Here is a 12183-nt window from a genome sequence, read left to right as displayed (position 1 = left end):
CCAGTGTGCTGTTCGAGCTGATCGCAAGGCGCTACGAGACCCGTAGCCTCGCTGTGGCGGCCAACCAGCCGTTCAGCGCCTGGGAACAGATATTCCCCGACCGCGCCATGACGGTCGCGGCGATCGACCGGCTGGTCCACTATGCGACCATCCTCGAGCTGAACGTCGAGAGCTATCGTCGGCGACCTGCCGCCAGCCGCCGAACCGAGCCGGATGACGCCGCGTCAACCGACAGCGACAGCCTCGGCGACAACCAAACCGACAACAATCGAGAAGGAGGTGACGACACCACGAACTAAGCCCTCAACATCATCGATCCGCACCGGCCACGACCTTGTCGCTCAACCGGTCACGTTGCTTGACGCGCTACAGCACTTCGATAAATGCAGCTGCGCAGCCGCTTGTGGGCCGATATTGAGCCAGGTTTGCAGCTGAACGCCCCGGCGGGCACCGTTCTGCGTCTTTTTTCGGTTGTTTTTGCCCGGTCAGCTGCGCTCCAGACGCACCTCTCCTGTGATCGTCTCGCTTACGTCGGGCCGCGGGCGGCGGCCAGCCCATCGAGATGTACCGCCCGGCGCATGTTGTAGGCCAGGTTCTTCAGCCCGATCCGCGCCTTGGCGCGGGCGATCCCGATGCTGCGCACCAGCGTGCCGCCCATGTCGTTGGTCTGCGCGCCGAACACGTGCTCGACCCGGGCGCGGACCTTCGACCGGGTTTTGTTGCCCTGTTTCTCGCGCGTGCTGAGCGGGCGGTTGCGATGGCCCTTCCGGTGGATGCGGCTCCTCAGGCCGCGGTCTTCCAGCTTGCCTTCGATCTCCGCTGACCGGTAAGCGCTGTCGGCCCAGACGTCCGAGGCGGTGTTGTCGTCGTCCAGCACGTCGTCGATGACCTGGCTGTCGTGGACGGCCGCGTCGGTCACCTTGTAGCGCCGGATCAGCTTGTGCCGCCGGTCGACGTTGACGTGGTTTTTGTAGCCGTAGTGCGACTTGCCGTGCTTCTTCGTCCAGTGCGCGTCGGTGTCCTTCTGGCGCTTCTTCGCCGGCTTGTCGGCCCGGCACTCCGGCGTCTCGCCCGCCTTGATCGCGGCATTCTCGTCCCGGCTGTTGCGCTGATTGAGCACCGGCACGATCGAGGCGTCGATCATCTGCCCGCCCATCGCCAGCCAGCCTTGGGTCTTCAGGTAGCCATCGAAGGCGCCGAACAGTTCGTCGACCACCCCTGCCTGGACCAGCTGCTCACGGTACTGCCAGACCGTCGTCGCGTCCGGCACCGGATCCTCAAGACCCTGGCCGAGGAAGCGCATGAACGACAGCCGGTCGCGCACCTGGTACTCGAACTGCTCGTCGGAGAGGTTGTAGAGCTCGCACACCACGAGCGCCTTGAACATCACGACCGCATCCCACGGCTTGCGGCCCGCCTTCGACTTCCGCTCTTGTGGCGACTGCCGCCAGACCGCTTCCAGCTGCGGCCGGAAATCCGCCCAGGGCACGATGGCGTTCAGCTTCACCAGCGGATCCGCCTTTGCATCCAGCCCGGCGTAGCGCTTCGAGACATCGAAGAAGCCCATCTGGCCCATCAGAACCTCCCAGTCATCGCCCCTACATCGGCGATTCTACCGGGATCACGCTGGATCGCGAGATTTTTCGAGGTGCCCGCGATTAGGAGTTTGGGCTGCGGACCGCCCTGTCCGAATCATAAGACCCACGATCAAGACGAGGGCTAAGCCGACCCACCAATGAAAACGTTCAAGGATGATTGAAAGAAACATACCATGTCTTACGAAATAGACTGCGCCGATAGCGATCCATAAATACACGAGATGACTGCCTAACGTGGAAGGGGATGGCCTTGTGAGACCGTGCAGAATGCGCAACACTGTACCGTAGGCGGCGCTGCCGATGAGAAGTCCTGGAACGCCACCGCTCATATAAAAGTAGCCGTGGAAGGCCGGTGGCTCACCGGCGATGTCTTGATTGCTCATGCCCCGAATGAACCACGTGGTGTGCTCTAAGACCGTCGGCACTGAAACAGGACCGACGAGACTTCCGGGGACCAAGTGTAGAGGCCAAGATAGAAAATCCTGGAAGGCCCAGAGTTCCCCATCGTAATGGATCATCTTGACCCAATGGATGTATGCGTCGGCCATCGGTCGGAAGGCCATTTGGTAGGCATAACCAAGTGTGGCCACGCGATCGTAGAGCCGGTCTAAATGAACCTCGCCGCCCAAAATCCATCCGAAAACATCCCAAAAAACCATAACCCCGATCGACACAGGGAAGAGGGCGAGCAGCGCACGCCCATTCCACCGCGTATAATAATTGCTCAACAACAAAAACAAAACGACGATCGGAAAAAGGACCACACGCCGACCTTGTTCGACAAGTCCTACAAAAACAACCACCACGAAGAAAACCGCGATCCATTTTAAAGCAAAACTAAAATCCAAATGAGCCTTCTGGCGCCTTTCGTGGGCTACCACGAACAAAAAAAACGTTCCTGAAATCAGCATACTGATGAAATGTTTCATAAAAAACAAGCCGCCCGAGACTTCGACTGTGCCTTGTCGTATGAAAGAGGCCTTTAAGATCGCAGCGCTGACCGACCCGACAACGGCCGCATACGCCACGAAGCCAAGAACGCCAAGTGAAAACGAAACGGCCGCCGCTATGCGCCAGACAAGCGGGTCCAACGTTCCCGTTTTATTTAGGCTCTGAACGTGCGGCGTTACAATGTATCCCAATATAACGAGGATATAGGAAACGAAGATCCAAAGTGCGATGGAAATAGAGCCGGCGCCGTGCGCGTGGAAAATCCAATCCTGTCGGGTGTACGCGCTCCCGCCAAGGATCAGATGCAGCGGCGCGACCACAAAATATAGGAAATAGGAAAGGTTGAAAAGTGTCAGTATGTCGTAAGGAAAGGGGCGCGGTCTCCCCAACTCCACCATCAGAATGAGGAGACCCAGCGTAATATAGACGCAGATCTGGGTAGTTTCGCTGACTGGCATCGTTACCCTTTGTGGCTTGCGGCTACGCCAAGGGAATGTCTGGGAGCTTCAACTGCTAGGCTGCGTCGCCTACGCAGCGTCAATCCGTCTGGTCATTGTCATGACCCCTGCACGGTCCGGCGCCAAGCTTGAAACATCAAAATATCCCACAAATGATAATGCCACCGCCGCGTGCCGGCCAAGTGTTCCTGCCACATCCGGCGCACAGGCGCGAGGTCGAGTACGCCGTCGTCGCGCAGGCGTGTCTCGTCGAGCAGGTCTTCCGCCCAGTCGCGCAGCGGACCGCGTAGCCAGTGTTCGATCGGTACGCCAAAGCCCATTTTTGGTCGGTCCATGAGCGTGCGAGGCACGTAGCGGTACAGGACTTGGCGCAGCAGCCACTTGCCTTCGCCGCCGCGGTACTTGAGGTTGATCGGCACGCTGGCGGCGTACTCCACGACCTGCGGGTCCAGAAGCGGGATCCGAGCCTCGAGGCTGACGGCCATGCTCGCTCGGTCGACCTTGGTGAGGATGTCGTCCGGGAGGTAGGTCTGCATGTCCAGATACATCATCCGCTCGCGGAGCCCAGGCAGGTCCGGCAGCCCGTCGGGCTGGCTGAGGATAGTGGCCGGCTCCCGCGCACCGATCACCAAGTCCTCGGGGGCCTTCGCGTGCGAGACCAGCTGGCGGTAGAAGGATTCGCCGTCAGGGTGCGCCAGCACCTCCGCCAGCTTGGGCAGGCGGTCGGCCAGGGCGGACACTTGGAAGCGCTTGGGCAGGCTGCGCATCGCAGCGTCGACAGCCTGGCCGGGGGCGTTGCGGCACAGCCAGGCGATCTGGCGGCGAACGGCCAGGGGGAGGACGCGCAGCTTCCGCCAGACATCGTAGCCCATCAGGTAGCGATTGTAGCCGCAGAACAGCTCGTCGCCGCCGTCGCCCGACAGCGTGACGGTGACGTGGCGACGCGCCAGCTGGCTGACCAGGAACGTCGGAATCTGCGAGGAATCCGCGAACGGCTCGTCATAGATCGCCGGCAGCTTGGGGATCACGTCCATCGCTTGGTCCGGCGTAACGTAGAGTTCAGTATGGTCAGTCCCCAGATGATGTGCGACCGCCTTGGCATGCTGCGCTTCGTCGTAGCCTGCCTCGTGGAAGCCGATCGAGAAGGTTTTGACGGGCTGCGTGCTCTGCGCCTGCATCAGGGCCGCAATCGTACTTGAATCGTAGCCGCCCGACAGGAACGCGCCCAGCGGGACGTCGGAGGCCATCCGGCGCTGGACCGCGTCGCGCAGCAGGCCGTCCAGCTCCTCGGTCATGCGGTCCGGCTCGCCTGCGGGCGCCTCCGCACCGCGTTCGGCGACGGTCGCCAGATCCCAGTAGACCTTAGGCTCGCCGATCTCGCGTCCGCCGTCGCCGATCGTAACGTAATTGGCCGGCGGAAGCTTTGCGATCCCTTGGTAGATGCTCCACGGAGCCGGCACGTAGTTATGGCGCATGTAAAGCGCCAACGCGTCCCGGTCGATTGCGCCCTGCCAGTCGGGGTGCGCGGTCAACGCCTTCAGTTCGGAGCCGAACAGGAAAGTGCCGCCGCTGCGTCCGTAGTACAGCGGCTTCTCGCCCATCCGGTCGCGCGCCAGGAACAGCCGGCGCGTCTCGGTATCCCAGAGTGCGAAGGCGAACATCCCGTTGGCTCGCTCGAGCGCGCCCTGAACGCCCCAGTAGCGGAGCGCGGCCAGCAGCGTCTCGGTGTCGGAATGGCCCCGCCAGGAGAACGCGCCACCTTCAGCTTCCAGCCGACGGCGCAAGTCCGGGTGGTTGTAGATCTCACCATTGTAGACGAGAACGTAGCGGCCGCAGGGTGAGACCATGGGCTGATGGCCAGCGGGCGAAAGGTCGAGAATTGACAGCCGCCGGTGAGCGAGCGCGACCCCGGTCTGCTCGTCCAGCCAGACACCCGAACTGTCGGGTCCGCGGTGCTGGATGCGGTCGGCCATGCGCTCCGCCAGCCCGGCGTCGACACGGCGTCCGCCCCAGTATCCGGTAATGCCGCACATGAATGCGCCTTCTGCTCGCGAAGGAAAAGCGGAGGTCCACCTTGGCGCGGTGCCCGATCTTTGCGCTCGCGTCGCCTCCCTTACCCGGGTCGCTGTGCCGGCACAAGGGGGCCGGGAAGGATGTCGCCCGGCTGATCGCAAGCATTCAGAGGTGCGGGCGGCACCGGCGGCCTGTCAGATGCGTGTGGCCAGATCCCGGTAGAGCGCGTTGTACGCTTCTACCGCCCGCGTCATGCTGTAGTGCGATTCGATTCTCTGCCGCGCGGCGCGGCCCAGGATCCGGCGGGCCTCCACTGGCCGCGTCAGCAGATCGGAGAGGCCGCGGCTCATGGCGGCGGAATCCCCGGGCGGCACTACGATCCCTGTATCGCCCACGATCCGCCCAGCATCGCCGACATCGGTGGTTACGCACGGGACTTCCATGGCCATCGCTTCGCCGAGAACGTTCGGGAAGGCTTCGCTGTTGCTGCTTAGGCAGAAGACATCTAGCGCCTGCATCAGGGCCGCCGCGTCGGGACGCTGGCCGAGGCACAAGAAGCGGCCGGTCATGTCGTCGGGTACGATCCCGGACAATTCAGGACTGACCAGGTCGACCGCGCGGCCGACCAGCAGGACACGCAAGTCCGGAAGCTCGCGTGCGAGCGTGACCGCCGCGCGTAGGAATGTTGGATGGTCCTTCATCGGATGCAGGCGCGCGACATGGCCTATCAACCGGGCATCCGCCGGCACGCTCAACTCCGAACGCACTCGCCGTGCGACATCCGACGACGGGGCCAGCCGGTCGAGGTTGAAGCCGTTGGGGATGATGGTCCCGCGCGCGCCACTGAAGCCGAACGCCTCGTGCTGGCTTCGCGAGACGTGGCTATTATAGACGATCGCGCCCGGTCCGCGCGACAGCCAGCGGTTAGCGCGGATGATCTGGCGCGTCGCCAACTTCTCGCGCGTCAGCCCATAGAGCGACTGCCGGATGCCCCAGGTCACGGCCGGCCGTCCCGGCGCCAGCCGCGCGGCCAGGCTCGCGGCCAGATTGCCGTGGTACATCCATCCCTGGATCACGTCCGGCTGGAACGCGCGGACCCGCCTCGCCAACTCTACCAGCATGCCCGGGCTCGGCAACCGTCCGCCGAGGCCCAGGCATGAAACCTCGTGGCCCAGCGCCCGGATCGGCTGGCCATGGGTGCCCTCGTCGCGGAGCGACACTACGCTCACCTGTCGGTCGCGGCCGAGGCCTGACGCCAGCAGCCTGTACAGCGCCTGTTCGGCCCCGCCGGTGCCAAGACCCGTCGTGACAAAGAGGAGCCTGTTAGGCATCTACGCGCCCAGTTCTAATGAAAGCTGTCGGTGATCAGACATGGCCTATGCAAATATTGTCTTCGACCGTCTGCACGGAGCCGAGTGAGGACATACGGGATCGACTGATCGCGTTTTGCAAAATGACTACACGACATCAGACCTGATACCGATCGTGCGGCGGGTTAGGATGTACAGGATAGTGTGCCAAGCCAGCAGGCTCGCCGCCGAGGCGGAGGCGGCACCTGTGCTACCAAAGTTCGGGATCAACGCCAGGTTCAGGGCAACATTCACAACAGCGGCTGCGCCAATTGCCCAGAACGTCTTTTTTTCAAAACCGGTCATGTTTAACAGGGCCGCAACAGGGCCGAATAGGGATTTCGCGACGTGTGCGGCCGCCAAGATCGCTAGAGGTAAATGTGCCGCGCCATACTCTGCACCAAAAGCGAATACTACGACCGACTCCCCAAAAAAAATCATCGTAAATCCTATTGGTAAGCTGAATATAAATATTAGTCTTGCGCTTTGACTGACAATTTTTTGCAATCTCTCCATTTCTCCACGTGCATACAAGGCAGAAATTTTGGGCGACACGACACGGTTAACAGCTTGAATGCCAAAGGCGACAAGTAAAGCCCCCTGCATCGCAATCCGATAAGCACCCACTTCCTCGTCAGCCGCGAACCAGCCAAGCATGACTATGTCGAGCTGATTGTTGAGAACAAGGCCGCCGCTAATTAACGTGAACCGCAACGTGCTGGGCCCCCAATGCCGGTCCCGGAAGTTGATTTGACCCGGCACACTTTGCTTCGGAAGAGCGCGCGAAAGCCACCAACCGGCGACGGTAAGGGTGATACAGGCACCCAGTAATTGACTAAACATTGCGAACTCAGGTGTTCTCGTCTGCGGCATCGCCAGAAAGGCTGTCACGACGATGAGAAATGCGAAAAGCGGACGTAACAGTAATTCAGCCGATTGGCCGGCTAGCTCCCAATTCAGTCCGCGAAGCGCGTAGGCCACAGATTTTCCCCATACAGCCACTGGCATCGTGACGAGCATAATTATCGTGGTTGTGAAGGTCGTCGCTCTGAAATGTTCAACTAGTGTATAAACGACGAAAAGGCTTGCGATGGTTATAACGATGCTAATCGACACGACGACCTGAGCGCTTCTGACCAACGCGCCGCGCATTAAGCCCCAGTGCTGCCGGCTGTAAGCGGCGGCTACCTCGCGCATTAAAAGGTTCGGCACACCTATTTCACCAAGGATCATCATGAGACTCATTATGGCGAATGCATAAGCGTATATACCGAACGCGTCGGCGCCGAGCATACGAGCCAGAAAGATCGACAGCGCAATACCGATCAAACGGCTTAGCGCCTGTATCACGATGCTCGCGAGCCCGCGCTTCCTCGCGATTTTCTTCGCGTTGTGAATCAAGATGCGTAAGGAAATTGGAGTGCCTGCGTCGTGTTTTGCTGGGATCTTAGAGCGAGTAATCATAAAAAGTAGTTTTGTTTTAGACTTCGTCGCCTCGAAAATTTTAGCTTTCCAGAAGGCATGAGTGTTTTTAATGCTTAGGAAGAGTTGGTGCATCATACGGCTCAAGACGCCTGGGAGGAGATGCCGCGAAACACGCCATACGGTAGAATATGCCTCGTCGTCATGGCCCCGTGCGCCGCGGGAAATTCGGGGTGCGTCCGAGGCGCATCGATCGGGCCATCCTTAGGCGGTCCAGGATGTACCAGCTCCACGGAGCCGCCTTTCCTAGGCTCTTGGCAAGTCCCGTTGCGCGTCCGCTGGCCAGGCGGGTTTTTTCGCCGTGCCAGACAGTCTGGTAATCGGACTGCACGAGGGCATGCGGCAGGCGGGTGGGGCCGGTCTTGCGCGCGACAACGTGGATCAGCACCGGGGTCCGCGTATGCATCATGGTACGCCGGTTGACATGCGCGGGATCCGGCGCATCGTAGTATCGGTTGCGAGTCAGGGCCGGGTTGTTGAGGCGATGTTCTTCCAAAAAGCAGTCCAGCACCTCCGCACCGCCGGTTGCATTACAGAAACGGTAGAAAAAATCAGAACTAAATTGATAAAAGCCGTGGCCGAAATAGTTCGTCGCCGGGGTTTGCACGTAAAGCACGCCGCCCTCTTTGAGTAGCGTCAGGTAGTTGTAGAGACCGGCGAGCGGGTTGGCGACGTGTTCCAGCGTACCGCCGTCCAGGACCATGTCGTAGGTGTTGGCCGCCAGGGCCGAGTCGGGCTCGATCGGGACGTTCAGATCGTGAACGATTTCAGCGCCTTCGTAGGCTGACCCATCGAGCGCCTCCACGGCGACACTGGGGTGTGTGCGGTGGATGTAGTCCGCGAACACCTCAGCGTGATCCGCAGCCTGTTTGCTGTGGAGCGAGCGTCGGCGGTGCAATATCTGTCGGCCGATCGTCAAAATACGACCGTGCGCCGGCATATGCCGCTGGATCACGATCAGGCTCGACGGCGGGAAACCCATGATTCGTCGCCTTTTGCTTGGGTATTCGGAGTCTAGGGAAACGTCTCAGCGCCGCGAAGCGCGCCAGTCCCACCCGACTTCGACCTTGGGCCGGCTAAACGAGGGGAGCGGTCGCCCGGGTCCCCTCTGTGACCTCGGCGGCCTAGAGCCTGTGGTACTCCCGGAACCATGACACGAACTTCGGCAGGCCGTCTTCGATCGTGGTGGCCGGGTGGAAGCCCAGGTCGCGGATTGAGGCGTCGATGTCGGCGTAGGTCGCCGGCACGTCGCCCGGCTGGATCTTGCGCATGTGCTTCTGCGCGGTACGGCCGGTCGCGCGTTCCAGGATGGCGATGAAGTGGCTCAGGTCCTCGGTCTTGTGGTTGCCCAGATTGTACAGCCGATGGGGGCGGCCTGGCGCGCCAAGGTCCGCCGGCGGCCGGTCGAGCGCGGCCAGCACGCCCGCAACGATGTCGTCGATATAAGTGAAGTCACGCTTCATCCGGCCGTGGTTGAAGACCGGGATCGCTTGGCCCTCGAACATCGCCTTGGTGAAGATGTAGGCGGCCATGTCCGGCCGGCCCCAGGGCCCGTAGACGGTGAAGAAGCGTAGGCCCGTCATCGGCAGGCGGTAAAGATGCGCGTAGGTCTGCGCCATCAGCTCGGCCGAGCGCTTGCTGGCGGCGTAAACCGAGACCGGCTGGTCGACCGGATCGTCCACGGAAAACGGCAGCTTGGTGTTGCCGCCGTAGACGCTGGAGGAGGACGCGTAGACCAGGTGCTTCAGGTCGGGCAGCCGGCGCGCGGCCTCCATCACGGTGAGCTGCGAGTGGATGTTCGCATCGACGTAGGCCCAGGGGTTCTCGAGCGAGTAGCGCACCCCCGCCTGCGCGGCCAGGTGGACGATCCCGTGGATGTCAGGGGTGGCGTCGACCAGCTCGTTGACCACCGCCCGGTCCGCGGCGTCGGCGCGGATGAAGGCGAACTGGTCGCCCCGGTCCTGCAGGCGTTCCAGGCGCGCGCGCTTCAGCGCCGGGTCGTAGTACGCGTTCAGGTCGTCCAGACCAACCACTCGATCCCCGCGGTCCAGCAGGGAGCCGGCGACGTGCGAGCCGATGAAGCCGGCGGCACCGGTGACGAGAACGGTCATAGGCGTTCGTCCGAAGCGTCCTTGGGCATGGCAGATTTAATATCGTAGACGACCGCCGGATCGCGCCCGAAGGCCCGTACGCCGGCGGCGCCCATTTCCAGGTAGTCGCGGTGCGGCACGGCGAGCACTACTGCATCGTAGTTACCTGTCTCCGGTGTCTCGATCGGGCGGAGGCCGAACTCTGCGGCGACCCCCTCCGGGTCGGCCCAGGGATCGTGCAGGTCGACGACGGCGTGATAGGCCTGCAGCGACCGGGCCAGCGAGCGGACCTGGCTGTTGCGCGTGTCCGGGCAGTTCTCCTTGAAGGTCACACCCAGGATCAGCACGCGCCCGCCCACCACGTGGATGCGCTTGGCGGTCATGAGCTTCATCACCCGGTCGCCGACGTACTGCCCCATGCGGTCGTTGGTGCGCCGGCCGGCCAGGATCATCTCCGGGTGATGGTCCACGGCCTGCGCCTTGTAGGTCAGGTAGTAAGGGTCGACACCGATGCAGTGGCCGCCGACCAGCCCGGGGCTGAACGGCAGGAAGTTCCACTTGGTCCGCGCTGCGGCCAGCACCTTGCTCGTATCCAGGCCCAGCCGGCGGAACAGCATGGCGAGCTCGTTGACGAGCGCGATGTTGACATCGCGCTGGGTGTTCTCGATCACTTTGGCTGCCTCCGCGGTGCGGATCGAGGGTGCCCTGTGGGTTCCGGCACGTACGATTGACGCGTACAGCCGGTCCACCAGCTGGGCCGCATCCGGTGTCGAGCCCGCCGTGACCTTCACGATATCCACGATCCGGTGCTCCGGGTCGCCCGGGTTCGCGCGCTCGGGACTGTAACCGACCGCGAAGTCCACGTTCACGCGCAAGCCGGATTCGCTTTCCAGGATCGGTACGCATTCGTCCTCCGTCGCGCCCGGATAAACGGTCGACTCGTAGATCACGAGATCACCGGATTTCAGAGCCCGTCCCACCGTGCGGCTCGCCGAGAGCAAGGTCCCAAGATCCGGCACGCGGTGCGCGTCGATCGGCGTGGGGACAGTCACAACGAAGACGCTGCAGTCCCTGAGCGCCTCCGGATCGCTGGTGAACGCCGGCCGGCGCGCCGGCGCGTCAAACCACTCAGCCGGCACCTCACGGGTCCGGTCGTGGCTGGCCAGCAGCTCGCGAACGCGCGTCTCACCGATGTCGAATCCGACGACATCGTGCCGCGCTGCGAACTCGAAGGCGAGCGGCAGCCCAACGTATCCCAGCCCGATAACCGCGATAGGCGCCGTCTCCAAGTCGGGAAGCTGCATTGTACGCTGTGCCTAGTCCTGGTATCTGCCGGCTAGGTAATAAAGTGTGGGTCGGCCTGAAACAAGGCTTTCCCTGGCCGGCAACATCCTGCACTACGGCGACCTGGCGGACGCCACCAACCTGATCCGGATCGTCCAGGAAGTGCAGCCGGACGAGATCTACAACCTGGCCGCCCAGAGCCACGTGCAGGTGTCGTTCGAGACGCCGGAGTACACCGCCAACGCCGACGCGCTGGGCACGCTCAGGCTGCTGGAGGCGATCCGGATCCTGGGGCTGGAGAAGACCCGCTTCTACCAGGCCTCGACCAGCGAGCTGTACGGCAACGCCGCGCCGCCGCAGAACGAGGACACCCCGTTCCAGCCGCGCAGCCCGTACGCGGCGGCCAAGCTGTACGCCTACTGGATCACGGTGAACTACCGCGAGGCCTATGGGATGCACGCCTCCAACGGCGTGCTGTTCAACCACGAGGGGCCGACCCGCGGGGAGACCTTCGTCACCCGCAAGATCACCCGCGCGGTGGCGGCGATCGAGGCGGGCTTCCAGGACAAGCTCTATCTGGGCAACCTGGACGCCAAGCGCGACTGGGGCCATGCCCGCGACTACGTCGTGGGGATGTGGCGGGTGCTGCAGCAGGACCAGCCGGGCGACTACGTGCTCGCCACCGGCACCGCGTACACGGTGCGCGACTTCGTCGAGCGGGCGTTCGCCCACACCGGCATCGAGATCGCCTGGTCGGGCGCGGGCGCGGCCGAGGTCGGCATCGATCCCAAGACCGGGCGCACGCTGGTCGTGGTCGACCCGCGCTATTTTCGCCCGACCGAGGTCAACCACCTGGAAGGCGACCCGAGCCGGGCGAAGGCGAAGCTCGGCTGGGAGCCCCGGCACAGCTTCGACGACCTGGTGCGCGACATGGTGGAGAGCGACCGCGACCACGTCC

9 protein-coding genes and 1 pseudogene are annotated in these 12183 nt (G+C 62.7%); 2 read left to right on the top strand and 8 right to left on the bottom strand.

The genetic code is table 11. The features are described 5' to 3' along the window. Positions 1–194: pseudogene (locus CKO28_RS29670) on the top strand (ATP-binding protein); the annotation flags it as partial. A gap of 332 nt (positions 195–526) precedes the next feature. Here the strand turns inward: CKO28_RS29670 and CKO28_RS24100 are convergent. The 8 genes from CKO28_RS24100 to CKO28_RS24065 all read right to left on the bottom strand — a co-directional run bounded on the left by CKO28_RS24100 (position 527) and on the right by CKO28_RS24065 (position 11245). Beyond that, positions 527–1576 carry an IS5 family transposase gene (locus tag CKO28_RS24100; RefSeq protein WP_200343443.1) on the bottom strand — a complete coding sequence of 350 codons (1050 nt, stop codon included), beginning with the start codon at positions 1574–1576 and terminating at the stop codon, positions 527–529. A 45-nt stretch (positions 1577–1621) separates the two neighbouring features. Then, positions 1622–3007 (bottom strand): hypothetical protein, encoded by a 1386-nt coding sequence (locus CKO28_RS24095; protein WP_200343442.1) that lies wholly within the window; start codon positions 3005–3007, stop codon positions 1622–1624. A 98-nt stretch (positions 3008–3105) separates the two neighbouring features. Further along, complete coding sequence (gene asnB / locus CKO28_RS24090; RefSeq protein WP_200343441.1) at positions 3106–5040, bottom strand: asparagine synthase (glutamine-hydrolyzing); 1935 nt, start codon at positions 5038–5040, stop codon at positions 3106–3108. A 174-nt stretch (positions 5041–5214) separates the two neighbouring features. Then, a complete protein-coding gene (locus tag CKO28_RS24085; protein WP_200343440.1) occupies positions 5215–6351 on the bottom strand; it encodes a glycosyltransferase in 1137 nt (378 codons plus the stop codon). A 126-nt stretch (positions 6352–6477) separates the two neighbouring features. Next, complete coding sequence (locus CKO28_RS24080; protein ID WP_200343439.1) at positions 6478–7929, bottom strand: flippase; 1452 nt, start codon at positions 7927–7929, stop codon at positions 6478–6480. A gap of 64 nt (positions 7930–7993) precedes the next feature. Continuing rightward, entirely contained in the window at positions 7994–8833 is an 840-nt protein-coding gene (locus CKO28_RS24075; protein WP_200343438.1) for a class I SAM-dependent methyltransferase, read from the bottom strand. 142 nt (positions 8834–8975) lie between these two features. Continuing rightward, positions 8976–9962: an SDR family NAD(P)-dependent oxidoreductase gene (locus CKO28_RS24070; RefSeq protein ID WP_200343437.1), complete on the bottom strand. Its 987-nt coding sequence runs from the start codon at positions 9960–9962 to the stop codon at positions 8976–8978. Continuing rightward, the gene (locus CKO28_RS24065) at positions 9959–11245 is read right to left on the bottom strand and encodes a nucleotide sugar dehydrogenase (RefSeq protein ID WP_200343436.1); all 1287 of its coding nucleotides are present in this window, start codon (positions 11243–11245) and stop codon (positions 9959–9961) included. The genes CKO28_RS24070 and CKO28_RS24065 overlap by 4 nt, the downstream gene beginning before the upstream one ends. A gap of 46 nt (positions 11246–11291) precedes the next feature. Here CKO28_RS24065 and gmd point away from each other — a divergent pair. Beyond that, the coding region (gene gmd / locus CKO28_RS24060; protein WP_200343435.1) for a GDP-mannose 4,6-dehydratase at positions 11292–12183 on the top strand (892 nt) is incomplete at its 3' end.

The sequence above is a fragment of the Rhodovibrio sodomensis genome (assembly GCF_016583645.1).
Taxonomy (GTDB): domain Bacteria; phylum Pseudomonadota; class Alphaproteobacteria; order Kiloniellales; family Rhodovibrionaceae; genus Rhodovibrio; species Rhodovibrio sodomensis.
This window is presented reverse-complemented; position numbering and strand designations above follow the sequence as displayed.